At 73.7% G+C, this 20,881-nt stretch carries 3 protein-coding genes; all 3 read right to left on the reverse strand.

Annotated elements, in window-relative coordinates; genetic code table 11:
- Positions 1-35: 35 nt before the first annotated feature.
- A complete protein-coding gene (locus JK364_RS48515) occupies positions 36-1,346 on the reverse strand; it encodes a condensation domain-containing protein (RefSeq protein WP_201857855.1) in 1,311 nt (436 codons plus the stop codon).
- Positions 1,343-3,208: a non-ribosomal peptide synthetase gene (locus tag JK364_RS48520; RefSeq protein WP_201857856.1), complete on the reverse strand. Its 1,866-nt coding sequence runs from the start codon at positions 3,206-3,208 to the stop codon at positions 1,343-1,345. The genes JK364_RS48515 and JK364_RS48520 overlap by 4 nt, the downstream gene beginning before the upstream one ends.
- A gap of 41 nt (positions 3,209-3,249) precedes the next feature.
- Positions 3,250-20,881, reverse strand: a 17,632-nt coding sequence (locus tag JK364_RS48525) for a type I polyketide synthase (protein WP_201857857.1), incomplete at its 5' end; no start/stop codon positions are given.

Raw genomic sequence — 20,881 nt, forward strand, 5'->3', positions numbered from 1 at the left:
GCCCGCGAGGACCCGTGAAGGGACCCGCGAAGGGCTCATCGGAAGCGTTTGAGAAACCCGGACAGCGCCACGTCCGGGTCCTGTGCCACTGCCGAAACCATTGACGCGTAGGTGTCCGCCATCGCGGACACGAGCTCCGGTGGATAGACCCCCTCGGCCCAGCGCAGCACTCCGTTCAGCCCGTCCGGCCGGGGGGTGATGAACAGTTCCAGGTCGAAGTGGCTGCTCACGCCGGCGGGGAAGGGCAGCGCCACCGCCTCCAGGCCGTTGAAGTCCGTCCCGGCGGCGCCGTCCGCGTTCGGCGGCGTGGCCAGCATGTTGAACGCCACCTCGCCGGCCCGGGACACGGTCCGCGGCGTCGTGCCGGGGTGGGTCACCACATTGAAGATCGGGTACTCCTGGTGGGCCATCGCGTCCAGGGACGTGGTCCGGGTCAGCCGCAACACGTCCCGGAACGTGGGCTCGGAGGGCAGGTCCACCCGCAGATAGGTCAGATTGGCGAACTGCCCGACGGTGTTCCAGGCCTCGGGGCGGATCCGGTTGGCGTGGATCGAGCAGACCACCAGCCCGAGTTCCTCGGTCGCCGCGTGCAGCACGCCGTACAACAGGGCCAGCAGCGCCGCGTACAACGTGGTGCGCTCGGCGGTGGCGAGTTCCCGTAGCGCGGCCACATCGCCGGGTGCGAACGCGATATCGACCGTTCTGGACGGCGGCCGCCGCTCGCCGAACTTCTCCGCCCGCTGACGCAGCCCGGCCCACTTCAGCAGCGGCGCCTGCCGGTCCCAGTACTCGGCGTGGCGGCGGCCCGGCTCACCGGCCAGCCGGGCATCCCGCCAGGTGTAGTAGTCGCCGGGCAGCCACTCGACGGCAGGGAGCGGCTCGGTCGCCACACCGGTTTCGGCGTTGTAGAACCGGGCCAGGTCGCGGCGGATCAGGGCGTTCGACCACGCGTCGGTGACCCGGTGGTTCACGTTGATCAGCAGAAGCTGCTCGGTGTCGGCCAGCCGGTACAGGTCGGCCGTGAGCGGCAGGCCGTCCGGGTCGAACATCTCGGCCATGCGCGCGGCCATCAGCCGCTCGGCCTCATCCGGCTCGGACACGACGCTCTCGCTCAGCGGCAGGTGAACGCCAGGAGGCAGGACGTGCTCGCGCAGCCTGCGCAGCCCGGCCCGCTCGTATGTGATCCGCAGCGCCTCGTGCCGGTCCACCACCCGGTCGAGCGCACGGCTGAGCGCGGCCCGGTCCAGTGGTCCACGGAACCGGTAGATAATGGGCACGCTCATCAGGCCGCCGGCGAGGACTTTGTCGTCCGGCACCAGCAACCGGTGCTTGTCCGACTCGGTCATCGGCCGGCTCCCCTCGTGGTGTCGGATGTCCGCTCGCCGATCGCCGCGGCCATCGCCTCGATCGTCGTGATGTCGGTGAAGAGCTCAGCCGGGGTGATGGCCACGCCGAGGCTGTCCTCGACCAGGCTCAGCAGCACCATCCCGGCCATCGAGTCCCCGCCCAGGGCCATGAAATCGTTGTCCACGCCGATATCCTCCCGCTTGAGCACGAGCGACCACAGCCCCTTGACCATGGCCTCGACCGGCGTCCGGGGGGCGGTCCGCCCGTCCGGTTCCGCCGTCGGCTCGGCCGCGGTCAGCTCCTCGGCCAGCACCTTGGCCAGCGAGCCGCGCTGGATCTTGCCGGATTCGGCGACCGGGATGTCCGCGCGGCGCAGGAAGAGCCGGGGCACCTTGACCGGAGCGAGCCGCTGCCCGAGGTACGCCCGGAACTCCTCGTCGCCCAGCGTCGCGCCCGGCCCGAGCACGAGCACGGCACCGAGCTGTTCGTCGCGGACCGGGTCGGGGATGCCGAACGCGACCGCCTCGGCCACCGCGGGATGGCTCAGCATCGCGGCCTCCACCTCGAACGGCGACACCTTCTCGCCGCCCACGTTGACCATCTCCTTGACCCGCCCGGTGATCAGGAACGAGCCGTCCGGCAGCAACCGGCCCAGGTCACCGGTGCGCAGCCAGCCGGCCCCTTGCGCGTCGCCGGTGTCGCCGGTGTCGCTGGCGGAGCCGCCGCGAACGAACGGGGACTCCAGGCCGGGCGGCCACACGTACCCGTGCATGACGTTCGCACCGCGGATGACGATCTCGCCGGACGCGTCCGCCGCGGTGCTGACCTGACCGTGCCGCTCGAGGACCGCGACCTCGGAGCCGGTGGGGACGAGCCCGGCGGCGCCCGGATCGCCCGGCAGCGGAGTCGAGGCGATCTGGTGCGCCTCGGACATCCCGTACGACTCGACCACCGGCAGGCCGTAGCCGGTCTCGAGCTCGGCCCGCAGGCCCGCGGTCAGGGCCCCGGAGCCGCAGCGGACGAAGCGCAGCGGGCCGGGCCACTCGCGGTCCCGGGGGACGTGCCGCACCATCAGCCGGTGCATGGTCGGGGTGGCCGAGAGCCAGGTCGCCTCGCTGTCCAGCGCGTGCCGCAGTGCGGTGGCCGGGTCCGGGGCCGGCGCGCAGACGATGCTGCCGCCCGGGAGCAGCGAGGCGATCAGCGAACCGACCAGGCCCTGAACGTGGAAGAACGGCATGATGTTGAACCGGCGGTCGGAGTCGGTCAGATGGTAGGCGTCCACCGTGGCCTGGGCGGCCGCGACCACGCCGGCGGCGCTGAGGGACACGACCTTGCCGATGGAGGTCGTACCCGAGGTCCGCAGCAGCAGCGCCTCGTCCGGATACGGCCCGGTCGCCGCCGTCTCGGCCGGGCGGCCGCCGCCCCGCTCCTCCACCACCACGTCCTCGCCGGTGAACCGGAGTGTCACCGCCGGTGCCTTGGCCGCCGCCACCTGCTGCGCGGCGGCGGTTCCGGCTCCGTCGGCCAGCACGATCAGCGCGACATCGAGGGTGTCCAGGTAGTCCTGGGTCTCGGCGGCCGACCAGAGTGGGTTGACCGGGCAGCACGCCGCGGCGGCGAGCACGCCGAGCAGCAGCGCGGCGCTGTCGGCGTCCTCTCCGGGGACCACCGCGACCCGGTGCCCGGGGCGCACCCCCAGCCCGGTCAGCGCCGCGCGGACGGCGTGCACGCGGCCGGCCAGGCGCCGGTAGCTCAGCCCGGCCGGGTCGCCCGGCACGAGGATCGCGGGCGCGTCACCCCGGGTCCGCGCATGACGCTCAATGACCGCGAGTACCGGGCTGCCGGCATCGGGGTTCGACATGGAACAACCTTTCCGTGGACTTGGATCGTGGGTGGCCTGTGTCATGCCGTCGCCGTCCGGTGGAACCGCAGGCCGGTGATCCGCGCGACCGGGGCGCCGTCGGCCGACACCAGGTCCAGGTCGCTCAGGTCCCCGCGACCGCGCACCCGGCACCAGACCTCCGCGGGCACGTCGTCGAAGAGCTCGAGCCGCTCGGCCGCGGCCACGCTCCCCCCGTCGGCGGCCAGCCGGAGGCAGCCGTCGAGCACCTCGGCGGCGGAGTCGCCCGTGACCTGGATCAGACCGCCGTCGGCGCGGTCCGGGAGGTCGCCGGCCGGTTCGGGCTCGGCGATCTCCGCACCCAGGTACGCCGTCCAGCCGACGCCGGACGCGACGGACGCGACGGACGCGCCGGACGTACGGACGTACCCGTCGATCCGCATCGGCACCGCACCGGTACGCACCGCGGTCTGCACCGCGGTCGGCCCGACCGACTCGGTGGCCGGTTCCGGGAAGACCAGGTCGCGCAGTGCGGCGGGCGCGCCGACAGCGCGAGCGGCGGCCACCGCCCAGTCGGCGCGCGCACCGGCGGACAGCACCGGTGTGACGTCCGGCCGGCCGAACCATCGCTGGGCCGGGTCGGCCAGTTCGACCGCCGTCCCGAGCAACGGGTGCGCGCCGGCCGTGGTCGGCGCGGACGGCCAGAAGCGACGGCGCTGGAACGGGTAGGTGGGCAGTCCGGCCCGGTGCCGGCCGGAGCCGGCCGGCACCGCGCTCCAGTCCACCGGTGCGCCGTTGACGTAGGCCTCGGCCAGGAAGCTCAGCACACGCGAGGCGTCGCCCTGGTCGCGCAGCAGCACGCTGGTCACCCAGCCCCGGTCGTCGACATCGGCCAGGACGCCGCCGGCCGCCGGGCTGAGCACGCCGTCCGGGCCGATCTCGAGGAAGCCGGTGGCGCCCCGGTCGCGCAGCAGCCGTACGCCGTCCTCCAGTCCGTCCGGTGCCTCGGCCGGGCGGCTCCAGTAGCCGGGGCTCGCGATCTCCGAGGGATCGAGAAGCTTGCCGGTCACCGCGGAGACCATCGGGATGGCCGGTGCGGAGAAGGTGATCTGCTCCACCGTCTCCCGCAGCCCGGTCCCGCCGGCCCGCGCGACCACCAGCCGGCCGGCGTCGGCCAGGGAGAACACACCGGCCAGGTACGCCGCCGCCACCTCGCCCACCGAGTCGCCCAGCAGGAAGTCGGGACGCAGTCCGTAGGACCGCAGCAGCGCCGCCAGTGCCACTTCGACCGCGAAGACCCCGGCGTGCTCCTCCCGTCGCCGCGCGTCCGCCTCGGAACCGGCACCGGAACCGGAACCGATCAGCGGCTCCAGGGAGGCCTGTGCCTCCTTCAGCGCGTCCGCGAAGACCGCCGACTGCTCGGCGAGCCGGAGAGCCATACCGGGCCAGGAGGACTCGGCGCCGGGGAAGAGGAACGCGACGCGCCCGGGCCGGGTCACCGCCGTACGGGCGTACGCGACCGGCTGCCCCTCGGCGACGCCGCGCAGCCCGGCGACGAGGTCTTCCCGGTCGGCCGCCCACACCACCGCGCGGCAGCGGAAGCCGACCCGGTTCGCGGCCAGCGATGTGGCCACGTCCTCCGCCGGCACGTCCTGGTTCCGCCCGGCCCAGTCGGCGACGTCCGCCGCCAGGGCCCGCAGCGCACCGTCGGTACGCGCGGACACCGCCCAGGGCACCAGGTCGCCCAGGCCCGAGTGGGCCGGGGTGTCGCCGCGGGGCGGCACCGGCGCGGCGGGGGCCTGTTCCAGGATCACATGCGCGTTGGTGCCGCTGATCCCGAACGTCGATACGCCCGCGCGCCGCGGCCGCCCGTCGGACTCCCACGGCCGCGCCTCGGTCAGCAGCCGTACGTCGCCGGCCGACCAGTCGACCTGCCGTGACGGCTCGTCCACGTGCAGCGTCGCCGGCAGCACCCCGTGCCGCATCGCCTCGACCATCTTGATCACCCCGGCCACGCCCGACGCCGCCTGGGTGTGGCCGATGTTCGACTTCACCGACCCCAGCCACAGCGGCCGGTCCTCGGGGCGGTCCTGGCCGTAGGTGGCGAGCATCGCCTGGGCCTCGATCGTGTCGCCCAGATGGGTCCCCGTCCCGTGCCCCTCCGCCGCGTCGACATCGGAGCCCGACAGGCGGGCGTCGGCCAGGGCCCGGCGGATCACCCGCTCCTGCGCGGGGCCGTTCGGCGCCGACAGCCCATTGCTCGCCCCGTCCTGGTTGACCGCGCTGCCGCGCAGCACCGCCAGCACCGGATGCCCGAGCCGCCGCGCCTCCGACAGCCGCTCCAGCAGCACGACGCCCACGCCCTCGGACATTCCCATGCCGTCAGCGGCCTCGGAGAACGACTTGGACCGTCCTACCGCCGAGATCGCGCGTTGCATCGCGAGTTCCGCGAGCGGCCCCGGCGTGGACATCACCGTCACTCCCCCGGCCACGGCCAGCGAGCACTCCCCGCTGCGCAGCGCCTGGGCCGCCAGGTGCATCGCCACCAACGACGACGAACAGGCGGTATCGATCGTCACCGCGGGGCCTTCGAAGCCGAACGTGTACGCCACCCGGCCGGACGCGACGCTCGACGCGTTCCCCGTCATCAGATAGCCCTCGGCCCCCTGCTGCGCGGCGAGCGCGGCCGCGTAGTCCTGGCCGGCCAGTCCGGCGTAGACGGCGGTGTCCGTGCCCTTCATCGCGGTCGGGTCCAGGCCGGCCCGTTCCAGCGCCTCCCAGACGACCTCGAGCAGCAGCCGCTGCTGCGGATCCATGGCCAGCGCCTCGCGCGGGGACACCCCGAACAGCACCGGGTCGAAGTCCGCCACCCCGTCCAGGAAGCCGCCCTCCCGCGTGTATACGCGGCCGGGCGTGCCCGGCGTCGGATCGTAGATGGCCGACAGGTCCCAGCCGCGGTCTTCGGGGAAGGCTCCGACCGCGTCCTCGCCGTCCTTGACGAGCCGCCACAGGTCCTCGGGCGAGGCCACCCCGCCGGGGTAGCGGCAGGCCATCGACACGATCGCGATCGGCTCGCCCACCGCCGCCGGAGCCGGGGCGGTCTTCTCGGCCGCCGCGGCCGCGCCGGTCACCTGGGCCACCAGATACTCGGCCAGGTCCTGCGGCGTCGGGTAGTCGAAGACCAGCGTGGCCGGCAGCGTCAGCCCGGACACCACGGCCAGCCGGTTACGCAACTCCACCGCCGTCAGCGAGTCGAAGCCGAGGTTGCGGAACGCCTGATCGGCTTCGATGCCGCTGTCGTCGCTGTGGCCGAGGACCACCGCGGCGTGCTCGCGCACCAGGTCCAGCACCACCCGCGGATGCTCGCCGGACGGCAACTGAGCCAGCCGGCGGGCCAGCGCCCCGCCGCCGGCACCGGCCACAGCCGCCCGCCGCGGCGCACGGCCCAGGCCCTGCAGCGCGGTCGGCACCGGCGTCCCCGCCGCGATCGCCTGACGGATCGCACCGACGTCGAGACCCGACGCCAGCACCGGCCGGCCCAGGCCCAGCGCCCGGTCCAGCAGGGCCAGCGCCTGTTCCGTACTCAGCACCACGCCACCGCTGCGGGCCTGGCGGGCCCGATCCGCCTCGGTCAGCGCGGCGGTCATGCCGCTCGTCCGCTCCCACATGCCCCAGGCGATCGAGACGGCGGGCAGCCCTTCGGCCATCCGGTGCGCGGCGAGGGCGTCCAGGTAGGTGTTGGCCGCCGCGTAGTTGCCCTGCCCGGGGTTGCCCAGCAGCCCCGACAGCGACGAGAACAACACGAACATCCGCAGATCCCGGTCCCGTGTCGCCTCGTGCAGGTACCGAGCGGCGTCCGCCTTGGCGGCGAGCACCCGGCCCAGCGACTCACCGGTCAATGAGGTCACCGGGGTGTCCTCCAGCACGCCGGTCGCGTGCACCACCCCGGCCAGCTCCGGGACACCCGCCACCAGCGCGTCCACCGCGAGGCGGTCGGACAGGTCCGCCGCGACGATCCGCACCCGCGCCCCGAGCGCCTCCAACCCGGTCGTCAACTCGGCGGCGCCGGGCGCGTCCGGTCCGGAGCGGCTCGCCAGCACCAGGTCCCGAACCCCGTGCCGGACCACCAGATGACGGGCGACCATGCCACCCAGTGTCCCGGTCCCGCCCGTGATCAGCACCGTGCCGTCGCCCACCCCGGGCATCCGCAGCACGATCTTGCCCACATGCCGGGCCTGGCTCATGTACCGCAGCGCGGCACCGGCCTGAGCGGCCGGGAACACCGTGACCGGCAGTGGAACGGCCTGTTCCAGGACCCGCCGCCAGATCGCCGCGAGCCGGTCCGGGTCCAGATCCGCCAGGTCGAACGGCACCTGCCGCGGATCACGGATATCGATTTTGCCCAGTTCCACGAACCGGCCGCCCTCGGCCAGCATCCCCAGCGACGCGTCGAGCAACTCCCCGGTCAGCGAGTTCAACACCACGTCGACCTGGCCGAACTCGGCCGCGAAGTCCGCCGTACGCGAAGAAGCGATGCGTGTCACGCCCAACTCGGCCACCGCCGCCTGCTTGGGCGGGCTCGCCGTCGCGAACACCTCCGCCCCGGCCGCCAACGCCAGCCGGACCGCCGCCGTGCCCACGCCGCCGGAGGCCGCATGGATCAGCACCCGATCCCCCGGCCGCACCCGGCCCAGGTCGAATAGCGCGTGATAGGCAGTCAGATACGCGGTCGCCACCCCCGCCGCCTCGACATCGCTCCACCCGTCCGGGACCGGCGCGACCAGCCGCGCGTCGATCACCGCCAGCGGGCCGAACGCCGCGAACATCCCCATCACCCGCGTGCCGACCGGCAGGCCCCGCACGTGGGACCCCGTCTCGACCACCACACCGGTGCCCTCGCCACCCGGAGGACGGGGGTCGCCGGGAAGCATGCCCAGCGATGAGACCACGTCGCGGAAGTTCACTCCGGCCACGTGGACCGCGATGCGGATCTCCTGCGGTTCCAGCGGCCGTTCGGCGTCCGGGGCCGGCACCGCCCGCACCTCGTCGAGGTCGCCGTCCGGACCCCACTGGAGCCGCCACGCGCCCTCGCCCATCGGCAGCTCAGGCCCGTTCGGGACCGGACGCAGCCGGGGTACCAGCACTGCCCCATCGCGCAGGGCCATTTCTCGTTCGCCGGTGGCCAGGGCCGCGGCGACGACCGCGTCGGACCCGGGGCGGCCATCGGCGTCGAGCAGCACCAGACCCGCGTCGGGGTGCTCGGACTGCGCCGACCTGACCAGGCCCCAGATGCCGGCCTCGGCCATACCGGCCACGGTGTCGCCCGCCGCTGCCGCCACCGCGTCGCGGGTACGGACCGCCAACCGCGACCCCGCCGGATACCCGGCCCTCAGCCACGCCTGTACCAAGGCCAGCGCCGCGGGCACGTCGGCCGGGTCGGCCCACGCGAGCACCGGCTCGCCCACCGCGTCGGGCAGCTCCGGTCCCACCCGGACCCAGGGCTGCTCCGGTGCCGACCCGAGACTGATCGGCGCCCATTCCAGTGACAGCAGCCCGGCGCCCGCGGCGGGGGCGGCGCCCAGACGGCTGGTGTCGGCGGGGCGGGAGATGATCGCGCCGGCCGATATCACCGGCTGGCCCTCGCCGTCGGCGGCCAGCAGCGAGAACGCGTCCGGCCCGGCCGGGCTCAGCCGCAACCGCAACGCCGACGCACCGGTCGCGTGCAACCGCACGTCCCGCCACCCGAACGGCAGCAGAACCTGGTCGCTGTCCCCGCCCGCGTCGCGGATCGCGGCGACGAGAAGGGCATGCAGCGCGGCGTCCAGCAGCGCCGGATGTATCCCGAACCCGTCCAGCCCTTCCGCCGCGGCGGCCGGGAGCTCCACCTCGGCATACACGTCCTCGCCGAGCCGCCAGGCCGCCTGCAGCCCACGGAACGCGGGGCCGTATTCATACCCGCGAGCCGCTATGTCCGCGTAGGCGTCGCTGACGGGCAACGGCTGGGCGCCGGCCGGCGGCCACTGCCCGTCCAGACCTTCCACCGTCCCGGCGGGGTCGGCCAGGGTCGCGGTCGCGTGCCGGATCCACTGCTCCCCCGTACGGGAGAACACGCCCGCCTGACCGCCCTCCACCGACACCTGCACATCGACCGGACCGCCGCCCAGGACCAGCGGCTGCTCGAACGTTATCTCGGCGATCGCCGGCAGCCCGGCCCGGTCCCCGGCGTGCAGGACCAGCTCCGCCAGCGCCGCCCCGGGTACCAGCACCGTCCCCGACACCGCGTGGTCGGCCAGCCACGGGCTCGTCGCGGTCGACAACCGCCCCGACAGCACCCAACCGGCGTCCTGGGCCAGCCGTACCGCGCTGTTGAGCAACTGGTGCCCGGCGCCTCCGCGGGCGATTCCGCCCCCGGAGGCCCAGTAGCGGCGGTGCTGGAACGGATACGTCGGCAACGTGACCGGCCGGCCCCCGGGTATCAGACGCGCCCAGTCCACCGTCGCGCCGTGGGTCCACGCGTCGGCCAGAGAGGCGAGCAGGCGTCGCTGCCCGCCGTCGTCACGACGCAGCGAACCGGCCGCCCACCGTCCCTCGATCCCCTGCATCAGGACCGGATGCGGGCTCACCTCGACAAACCCCGCGACGGGCATCCCCGCGACCGTCTGGGCGAACTTCACCTGCTCCCGCAGGTTCCGCCACCAATAGCCGGTGTCCAGGGTCGCCGCATCGATCGCCGTGCCCGTCACCGCCGAATAGAACGGCACCCGGGCCGGCCGCGGTGTCACCTCCACCGCCAGCAGGTCTTCGCGGACCGACTCCACCAGCGGGTGGTGACTGGCATAGTCGACATCGACCCGCCGGGCCCGGATGCCCGCCGCCTCACACCGCGCGACGAGCGACTCCAGCGGCGCCGGGGCACCGGAAACCACCACCTGCGACGCGGCGTTGACCGCCGCGATCCGCAAGCCGTCCCGCAGCAGGCCTTCGACCACGTCCGGGGCCGCGGAGACCGACACCATCCCGCCCGTACCCGCCAACGCCCGCAACGCCCGGCCGCGAGCGGTGACCAGGCCGAGGGCGTCCTCCAGGGACAGTGCGCCCGCGAAACAGGCCGCGGCCAGCTCTCCCTGTGAATGCCCCACCACTGCCGTCGGGACCACGCCCGCGGCTTCCCACACCCGGGCCAGACCGACCATCATCACGAACAGTGCGGGCTGGACCACTTCGACCCGGTCCATTCCCACCCCGGAGACCAGGGCGTCCCGCAACGGCCAGTCCACCAGCCGCTCGCACTCGGCGACGAACTCCGCGAACACCGGCGAGCAGGCCAGCAGTTCCCGGCCCATCCCGGTCCACTGCGAGCCCTGACCCGGGAAGACGAATGCCACCTCGCGGCCGTCGGCCGGCCGGCCCGGTTCCACCCGCGTCAGAGCCTCGTCCAGTTCCGCCCGGTCAGCGCCCAGGACCACCGCCCGGTACTCCAGGCCCGCCCTCGAACCGGCCAGCGACACCGCCACATCCGCGACCGGCGTCTCGACCGGGACATCGGATGGCAGCCGCGCGGCCAGCGCCCGCAGAGCCCCCTCCGACCGCGCCGACAACACCCACGGCACCAGACCACCCGTCACCACCGGGTCACCCGGGCGGGACGGCACCGGCGCCGCGGGCGCCTCCTCCACGATCACGTGCGCGTTCGTACCGCTGATCCCGAACGAGGACACACCCGCCCGCCGAGGCCGGCCCGTGGCTTCCCACGGGCGTGCCTCGGTCAGCAGCCGCACATCGCCGGCCGTCCAGTCCACGTGCGGCGACGGCTCATCGGCGTGCAGCGTCGCCGGAAGCGTCCCGTGCCGGAGCGCCTCGACCATCTTGATCACACCGCCCACACCGGCACCCGCCACGGTGTGGCCGATGTTCGATTTCAGCGAACCCAGCCACAACGGCCGGTCCTCCGGCCGGTCCTGGCCGTAGGCGGCCAGCAGCGCCTGCGCCTCGATCGGATCGCCCAGCGCCGTCCCGGTCCCGTGCGCCTCGACCGCGTCCACGTCGACCGGGGTCAACCGGGCGTCGGCCAGGGCCCGGCGGATCACCCGTTCCTGCGACGGGCCGTTCGGCGCGGTCAGGCCGTTGCTCGCCCCGTCCTGGTTCACCGCGCTGCCCCGCAACACCGCGAGCACCGGGTGCCCCAGCCGTCGGGCCTCCGACAGCCGCTCCAGCACCAGCATCCCGACGCCCTCGGACATCCCCATGCCGTCGGCCGCGGCCGAGAAGGCCTTGCTCCGGCCGTCCGACGCGAGCGCGCCCTGCTGTTCGAACTCCGCGAACGCCGCCGGCGTGGCCAGCACCGTCGCGCCCCCGGCGAGGGCCAGTGAGCACTCCCCGTTGCGGAGCGCCTGCACGGCCAGGTGCGTCGCCACCAGCGAGGACGAACACGCCGTATCGACCGTGACCGCCGGGCCTTCCAGACCGAATGTGTACGCCAGCCGGCCGGACGCGACGCTGGACGCGTTGCCCGTCATCCCGAAGCCGGCGCCGCCGTCGGACAGCCGCAGGCTGTAGTCCTGCATGGCCATCCCGGCGAAGACCCCGGTGTCCGTGCCCTTCATCGCGGACGGGTCCAGACCGGCCCGTTCCAGCGCCTCCCAGGACACTTCGAGCAGCAGCCGCTGCTGCGGGTCCATGGCGAGGGCCTCACGCGGCGAGATCCCGAAGAACTCCGCGTCGAAGTCGCCCGCACCGCTCAGGAAGCCGCCGACCTGCACGTACCCCGCGGAATCCGTCTCCCAGCCGCGGTCCGCCGGGAAGGCACCCATCGCGTCCACGCCGTCCGCGACCACCCGCCACAGATCCTCCGGCGACGCCACCCCGCCCGGATAGCGGCACGCCATCCCCACGATCGCCACCGGCTCCCCCGCCGACCGCGTCAGCACCACCTCGGCGGCGCTCTCTTCGACGCCCGACACCCGCCTCATCACGTATTCGGCCAGGGCCTGCGCGGTCGGGTGGTCGAAGACCAGCGTGGCCGGGAGGGTCAGCCCGGTCGCCGTGGCCAGCCGGTTGCGCAGCTCCACCGCGGTGATGGAGTCGAAACCGATGTCCCGGAACGCCCGGTCGGCGCGTACGTCCGCGGCCTGGTCGTGGCCGAGCACCGCGGCGGCGTTCTCACGGACCAGGTCCAGCAGGACGCGTGCCCGCTCGGCCTCGCCCAGGGCCGCCATCTGACGGGCGAATTGACTCGCGCCCGGACCGCCGGCGGCGGCCCGGCGCGGCACCCGGACCAGACCGCCCAGCACCGCGGGCAGCGGGGACCCGGCGGCGATCGCGCTACGGACCGAACTCAGGTCAAGACCGGCCGCCAGCACCGGCCCGTCCGCGTCCAGCGCCCGGTCGAGCAGGCTCAGCGCATGCTCGGACGGCAGTGGCGTGCCGCCCGCACCAGTCGTATCGCCCTGTTCCTCCCAACGGCTCCAGGCGATGGAGACGGCGGGCAGACCTTCGGCCATCCGGTGCGCGGCGAGGGCGTCCAGATACGTGGCGGCCGCCGCATGGTTGCCCTGCCCGGCGTTTCCGAGCAGCCCCGACAACGAGGAGAACAACACGAACATCCGCAGATCCCGGTCCCGCGTCGCCTCGTGCACATGCCGGGCCGCGTCCGCCTTGGCCGCCAGCACCCGGCCCAGCGACGCCTCGTCCAGCGAGGTGATCGGGGCGTCCTCGAGCACCCCGGCGGCGTGCACCACCCCGGACAGCTCCGGGATGTCCGCCACCAGCGCGTCCACCGCGGCACGGTCGGACAGATCCGCCGCCACGATCCGCACCCGCGCCCCGAGCGTCTCCAGCGCGGTGGTCAACTCGTCGGCGCCGGACGCGTCCGGACCCGACCGGCTGACCAGCACCAGGCTCCGGACGCCATGCCGGGTGGCCAGATGCCGGGCGACCAGCCCGCCCACCGTCGACGTCCCGCCAGTGATCAACACCGTGCCCTCGGGGTCGAGCACCGTCGCCGCGTCGTCACCGGAGTCGACCCGGCGCAGCCGCGGCACCAGCACGACCCCGTCGCGAAGCGCCAGTTCCTTTTCGCCCGTCGCCAAAGCCGCGGCAACGAACGCGTCGGATTCCGGGCGGCCATCGTCGTCGAGCAGCACCAGGCCCGCGTCGGGATGCTCGGCCATCGCCGACCGCACCAGACCCCAGACACCGGCCTGTGCCCGACCGGCCACGGTGTCGCCCGTCGCCGCCGCCACCGCGTCGCGGGTACGCACCGCCAGCCGCGACCCCGCCGGATACCCGGCCCCCAGCCACGCCTGCACCAGGGCCAGCGCGCCGGTCACATCAGCGGGCTCGGCCCAGGCATACAACGGCTCGTCCCCGGCCTCGGGCCATTCCAGCTCCGGGCCGACCGGCACCCAGGCCTCCTCCGGGCCCGGCTCCGGCGGGCTGACCGGCGCCCATTCCAGCGCCAGCAGGCCTTCGCCCGCGCCCGGGGCGGCCAGCCGGCCCGGGTCCGCCGGCCGGGAGATCATCGCACCGGCCGACACCACCGGCTGACCCTCGCCGTCGGCGGCCAGCAGGGAGAACGCGTCCGGCCCGGCCGGGCTCAGCCGCACCCGGAGCGCCGACGCCCCGGTGGCGTGGAGCCGCACATCCCGCCACGCGAACGGCATCCGCACCACACCGCCGCCGTTGTCGCCGCTGTCGTCGGCCCCGGCGATCAGGACGTGCAGCGTGGCGTCCAGCAGCGCCGGATGGATCCCGAACTTCTCCTGGACGTCCCCGACCGGCAATTCCACTTCGGCGTACAGGTCCTCGCCGAGCCGCCAGGCGGCTTGCAGACCACGGAACGCCGGCCCGTACTCGTACCCACGAGCCGCCATGACGTCGTAGACATCGCCGACGGGCAACGGCTGCGCGCCGGCCGGCGGCCACTGCCCGGCCAGGCCCGTGACCGTCCCGGCCGGATCGGCCAGGGCCGCTGTCGCGTGCCGGATCCACTGCTCCCCGGCACGGGAGTACACGCCCGCCTGCTGCCCATCGACCCGCACCTGCACATCGATCGGGCGGCCGCCCAGCACCAGCGGCTGCTCGAACGTGATCTCCCCAATAGCGGGCAGCCCGGCCCGGTCCCCGGCGTACAACACCAGTTCCGTCAGCGCCGCCCCGGGTACCAGCACCGTCCCCGACACCGCGTGATCGGCCAGCCACGCGCTCGTCGCGGTCGACACCCGCCCCGACAGCACCCAGCCGGCGTCCTCGGCCAGCCGCACCGCGTTGTCCAGCAGCGGATGATCCGCGTTACCGCGGCTGGTTCCGCCGCCGGAGGCCCAGTAGCGGCGGTGCTGGAACGGATACGTCGGCAGCGTCACCCGGCTGCCTTCGGGAACCACCCGGGTCCAGTCCACACTCGCGCCATGAATCCACGCGTCGGCCAATGAAGCCAGCAGACGCCGCTGCCCGCCGTCGTCCCGGCGCAGCGAACCGACCGCCCAGCGCCCCTCGATCAGGTGCGCCAGCACCGGGTGTGGGCTCACCTCGATGAACCCCGCGACGGACACCGCCGCGACGGTCTCGGCGAACCTCACCTGCTCCCGCAGATTCCGCCACCAATAACCGGAATCCAGGCTCGCCCCATCGATCGCCGCGCCCGTCACCGCCGAATAGAACGGCATCCGGGCCGTCCGGGGTGTCAGCTCCACCGCCAGCATGGCTTCGCGGATCGGCTCCACCACCGGGTGGTGACTCGCGTAATTCGTCTCGACGCGCCGGGCCCGGATCCCCGCCGCCTCACACCGCTCCGTGAACGCCTCCAACGGCCCCGGCGCACCCACCACCACCACCGAACGGGCAGAGTTGATCGCCGCGATTTCCAAACCGTCTCGCAGCAGGGGCTCGACCACCTCCGGGCCCGCGGCGACCGACACCAGCCCGGCCGTACCCACCAACGACTGCAGCGCCGTACCCCGCGCGGTCACCAGACGGAGAGCGTCTTCCAGAGACAGGGCACCCGCGAAACAGGCAGCGGCCAGTTCTCCCTGTGAATGCCCCACCACCGCCGATGGGATCACCCCGGCGGCTTCCCACACCCGGGCCAGACCGACCATCATCACGAACAAGGCGGGCTGGATCACCTCACCGCGGTCCAACCCCGCCCCGGAGACCAGCGCGTCCCGCAACGGCCAGTCCACGAACCGCTCGCACTCGGCCACGAACTCCGCGAACACCGGCGAGCAGGCCAGCAGTTCACGGCCCATCCCCAGCCACTGCGAACCCTGACCCGGGAACACGAACGCCACACCGCCACTGTCCGCCGCCCGACCCGGCTCCACCCGCGTCAGAGCCTCATCCAGCTCCGCCCGGTCAGCCCCCAGGACCACCGCCCGATAGTCCAGGCCCGCCCTCGACCCGGCCAGCGACACCGCCACATCGGCCGCCCCGGCGTCCGGGTTCCGCCCGGCCCAACCGGCGACCTCCGACGCCAGGGCGTGCAGCCCGGCCTCCGACCGCGCCGACAACACCCACGGCACCACCACATCCGCGACCAGCGGCCGCGCCGGTACGGGGGCCGGCACCGGCGCGGTGACCGGGTCCGGGGCCTGCTCCAGGATCAGGTGGGCGTTGGTGCCGCTGACGCCGAACGACGACACCCCGGCGCGCCGTGGACGCCCGTCGGACTCCCACGGACGCGCCTCGGTCAGCAGCCGCACATCGCCGGCCGACCAGTCGATGTGCGGCGACGGCTCATCGGCGTACAGGGTCGCCGGGAGCATCCCGCGTTGGAGTGCCTCGACCATCTTGATCACACCGGCCGCCCCGGCCGCGGCCTGGGTGTGGCCGAGGTTCGACTTCACCGAACCCAGCCACAACGGCCGCTCTTCCGGCCGGTCCTGACCGTAGGTCGCCAGCAGTGCCCGCGCCTCGATCGGATCGCCGAGCGTGGTCCCGGTCCCGTGCCCCTCGACGGCGTCCACATCGGAGGCCGACAGCTTCGCACCGGCCAGCGCCGCCCGGATCACCCGTTCCTGCGAGGGACCGTTCGGCGCGGTCAGGCCGTTGCTGGCCCCGTCCTGGTTCACCGCGCTGCCGCGCACCACCGCCAGCACCGGATGCCCGAGCCGCTGAGCCTCCGACAGACGCTCCAGCACCACCAGCCCGACGCCCTCGGCCCAGTTGGTGCCGTCGGCGGCGGCCGAGTACGCCTTGACCCGCCCGTCGGCCGCCAGCCCGCCCTGCAACGCGAACTCCGTGAACGTTCCCGGGGTGGGCATCACCGTCACACCACCGGCCAGGGCCAGCGAGCACTCCCCGTTGCGCAGCGCCTGCGCCGCCAGGTGCATCGCCACCAGAGACGACGAACACGCCGTATCCACCGTCACCGCCGGCCCCTCGAGGCCCAGCACGTACGACACCCGGCCCGACGCCACGCTCGACGTGTTTCCGGTCATCCGGAAACCACTGCCGTCACCGTCGGCCAGCAGCGAGTCGTAGCCCTGGGAGGCCAGTCCGGCGAAGACTCCGGTGTCCGTACCCTTCATCGCGGCCGGGTCCAGGCCCGCGCGTTCCAGGGCTTCCCAGGACACCTCGAGCAGCAGCCGCTGCTGCGGGTCCATGGCGAGGGCCTCACGCGGCGAGATCCCGAAGAACTCCGCGTCGAAGTCCGCCGCACCGGACAGGAAACCGCCCACCCGCGCATACCCGGCGGACTCCGTGTCCCAGCCGCGATCGGCCGGGAAATCACCCATCGCATCCACGTTGTCCGCGACCAGCCGCCACAGGTCCTCCGGCGAGGCCACCCCGCCCGGGAACCGGCACGCCATCGAGACGATCGCGACCGGCTCGCCCACCGCCACCGGGGCCGGAGCGGCCTTCACCTCGGCCGGAGCCGCGCCGGTCACCTGGGCCAGCAGATACTCGGCCAGGACCCGGGGTGTCGGGTAGTCGAAGACCAGCGTGGCGGGCAGCGTCAGCCCGGACGCCGCGGCCAGCCGGTTCCGCAGCTCGACCGCCGTCAGCGAGTCGAAGCCGAGATCCCGGAACGCCCGGTCGGCGGGGACACCCGCGCCCTCGCCATCACCGTGGCCGAGGACCACGGCGGCGTGCTCGCGTACGAGCTCCAACAGGGCAAGGGACCGCTCCGCCTCGCCCAGGCCGCCCAGCCGGCGGGCCAACGCGCTGGTCGACCCGGTACGGGCCGCGACGGCACGCCGCGGCGCACGGCCCAGGCCGAGCAGCGCGGCCGGAACCACTGCCCCGGACGCGATCGCACCGCGGATCGCGCTCACGTCCAGGCCCGCCGCCACCACCGGCTCACGACCGGCCACCGCGGCGTCCAGCAGCCGCAGCGCCTGCTCGGTGGGCAGCGCCGCACCGCCGCCCCGCGCCAGCCGGGCCCGGTCCACCTCGGTCAACGTGCCGGTCATGCCGCTCGACTGCTCCCACAGACCCCAAGCGATCGACACCGCGGACAGCCCCAGAGCCGTCCGGTGCGCGGCGAGGGCGTCCAGATAGGCGTTGGCCGCCGCGTAGTTGCCCTGCCCGGGGTTCCCGAGCAGCCCGGCCAGGGACGAGAACAACACGAACATCCGCAGGTCCCGGCCTGCGGTCGCCTCATGCAAGTGCCGGGCGGCGTCCGCCTTGGCCGACACCACCCGGTCCAGCGACTCGCCGGTCAGCGACGTCACCGGAGCGTCCCGCAGCACCCCGGCCGCGTGCACCACCCCGACCAGATCCGGGATATCCGCGACCAGCGCGTCCACCGCGGCCCGATCGGACAGGTCGGCGGCGACGACCCGTACCCGTGCCCCGGCCGCTTCCAGTTCGGCAGCGAGTTCGCCGGCGCCGGGCGCATCCGGACCGGAACGGCTCGCCAACACCAAGTCCCTTACCCCGTGCCGGATCACCAGGTGACGGGCGACCAGGGCGCCCAGCGTCCCGGTCCCGCCGGTGATCAGCACGGCACCGTCGTCCACCCCGGGCAGGCGCAGCACGATCTTGCCCACGTGGCGGGCCTGGCTCATGAACCGCAGCGCGGCACCGGCCTGAGCGGCCGGGAACACCGTGACCGGCAGCGGGACGGCCGTCTCCAGGACCCGCCGCCACATCGCGGCAATCCGGTCCGGATCCAAATCCCCCAGGTCGAACGGCACCTGCCGCGGATCACGGATATCGATCTTGCCCAGCTCCACGAACCGGCCGCCCTCGGCCAGCATCCCCAGCGAGGCGTCCAGGAACTCCCCGGTCAGCGAGTTCAGCACCACGTCGACCTGGCCGAACTCATCGGCGAAGTCCGTCGTACGCGAAGAAGCGATACGGGTCACGCCCAGCTCAGCCACCGCCGACTGCTTGGCCGGACTCGCCGTCGCGAACACCTCCGCCCCCGCCGCCAAGGCCAAGTGCACCGCCGCCATACCCACACCACCGGCCGCGGCATGGACCAGCACCCGATCCCCCGGCCGCACCCGGCCCAGATCGAACAGCGCATGATAGGCAGTCAGATACGCGACCGGCACCCCGGCCGCCTCGGTGTCGCTCCACTCGTCCGGGACCGGCACGACCATCCGCGCGTCGACCACCGCCAGCGGGCCGAACCCCTGGAACATCCCCATCACCCGCGTGCCGGGCGCCAGGCCGTCCACCCCCGGGCCCGTCTCGGTCACGACCCCGGCGCCCTCGCCACCCGACAGACGGTGGTCGCTGGGCAGCATGCCGAGGGCCTGCAAGACGTCGCGGAAGTTCACTCCGGCCGTGCGGAGGGCGATACGGACCTCACCGGGCGCCAAGGGCCGCTCGGCGTCGGGCGCCGGCACCGCCCGCACATCGTCCAGGTCTCCGTCCGGACCCCATTCCAGCCGCCATGCCTCCGGCCCGGTCGGCAGGTCGGGAACGGCCGAGACCGGGCGCAGTCGTGGCACCAGTACGGCGCCGGCCCGCAAGGCCAGTTCCCTTTCGCCCGTGGCCAGGGCGGCGCTGAGGGACTCAGCGGATTCGGGACGACCGTCGTCGTCGAGCAACGCCAAGCCCGCGTCCGGATGCTCGGCCATCGCCGACCGCACCAGACCCCAGACACCGGACGCCGACAAACCGGCCACGGTGTCACCCACCGCTGCCGCGACCGCGTCACGGGTACGGACCACCAGCCGCGATCCGGCCGGATACGCGGCCTCCAGCCACGCCTGCACCAGCGCCAGCGCGCCGGGCAGATCCGCCGGCTCAGCCCACGCAAGCAACGGCTCGTCCGTCACCCCGGGCAGATCCAGCTCCGGGCCCACCCGCACCCAAGCCTGCTCCGAAGCCGATCCCAGACTCAACGGCGCCCATTCCAACGACAGCAGCCCGACGCCCGTACCGGGACCGGAGAGCCGACTGGTGTCGGCCGGACGGGAAACCATCGCCGCCGCCGACACCACCGGCTGACCCTCACCATCAACAGCCAGCAGAGAGAACGCGTCCGACCCGGCAGGACTCAACCGCACCCGCAACGCCGACGCACCAGTCGCATGCAACCGCACATCACGCCACGCAAACGGCAACCGCACCTCCTGACCGTCCTCCGCGGCCACGATCATCGCGTGCAGAGCGGCGTCCAGCAGAGCCGGATGAATCCCGAACCCGTCCTGAACGTCGCCCGCTTCAGCAGGCAGCTCGACCTCGGCGTACACGTCCTCGCCGAGCCGCCAAGCCACCTGCAGACCACGGAACGCCGGCCCATACGCGTAACCGTGGGCGGACAAGTTCTCGTAGGCATCACCGATCGGCAACGGCTGCGCGCCGACCGGAGGCCACGCCCCCTCAAATCCGGCGACCGTCCCAGCCGACGGGTCGGCCAGGGTGGCGGTCGCATGCCGGGTCCACTGCTCCCCGATACGGGAGAACACGGCCGCCTGACCGCCCTCGACCGACACCTGCAGATCGACCGGGCCGCCATTGAGGACGAGAGGCTGCTCGAAGGTGATCTCCCCGATGGCGGGCAACCCGGCCCGGTCTCCGGCGTGCAGCACCAGCTCGGCCAGCGCCGCGCCGGGAACCAGCACTGTGCCCGACACCGCATGGTCGGCCAGCCACGGACTGGTCCCGGCCGACACCCGCCCCGACAGCACCCAGCCCGCGTCTTCGGCCAGCCGAACCGCGCTGTCCAGCAGCGGATGCCCGGCGCTGCCCCGGCCCGTCGCGCTACCCGACGCCCAATACCGGCGGTGCTGGAACGGGTACGTCGGCAACGCCACCTGACGACCGACCGGGACCAGACGGGACCAGTCCACGGCAGCACCATGGGTCCACGCCTCAGCCAGACCCGCCAGCAGACGACGAGCTCCCGCGTCATCACGCTCGGCCAGACTCGCCCCCCACACCTGCGCCCCACCGTCATGGACCACGGACGACAGCACCGTGTCCGGGCCGACCTCGACGAACCCGGCGACGCCACGCTCGTGCAGGTGACGGACCGCGTCGTGGAAGCGGACCGTGCCGAGCGCCTGCTCCACCCAGTGACCCGGGTCACCCAGCACCTCAGCACCGGCCACGGCCCCGGTCACCGCCGACACCAACGGGATCCGCGGCTCGGAGAACCGAACCCCCGCCACCACCCGCGCCAGCTCATCGGCGATCGGGCGCACCAGCGGGGAGTGGAACGCGTGGCTGACCTCCAGCCAATGCACCTTCCGACCCGCCAGCCGACCCACCGCCTCCTCGACGGCGTCACGATCA

Origin of the sequence: Streptomyces endocoffeicus (assembly GCF_016741935.1) — a bacterium.
Taxonomy (GTDB): Bacteria; Actinomycetota; Actinomycetes; order Streptomycetales; family Streptomycetaceae; genus Streptomyces; species Streptomyces endocoffeicus.

Excerpts from the sequence above, each read along its gene's own strand:
- JK364_RS48515 (WP_201857855.1), bottom strand. The coding sequence starts at position 1,346 with ATGACCGAGTCGGACAAGCACCGGTTGCTGGTGCCGGACGACAAAGTC.
- JK364_RS48520 (WP_201857856.1), bottom strand. The coding sequence starts at position 3,208 with ATGTCGAACCCCGATGCCGGCAGCCCGGTACTCGCGGTCATTGAGCGT.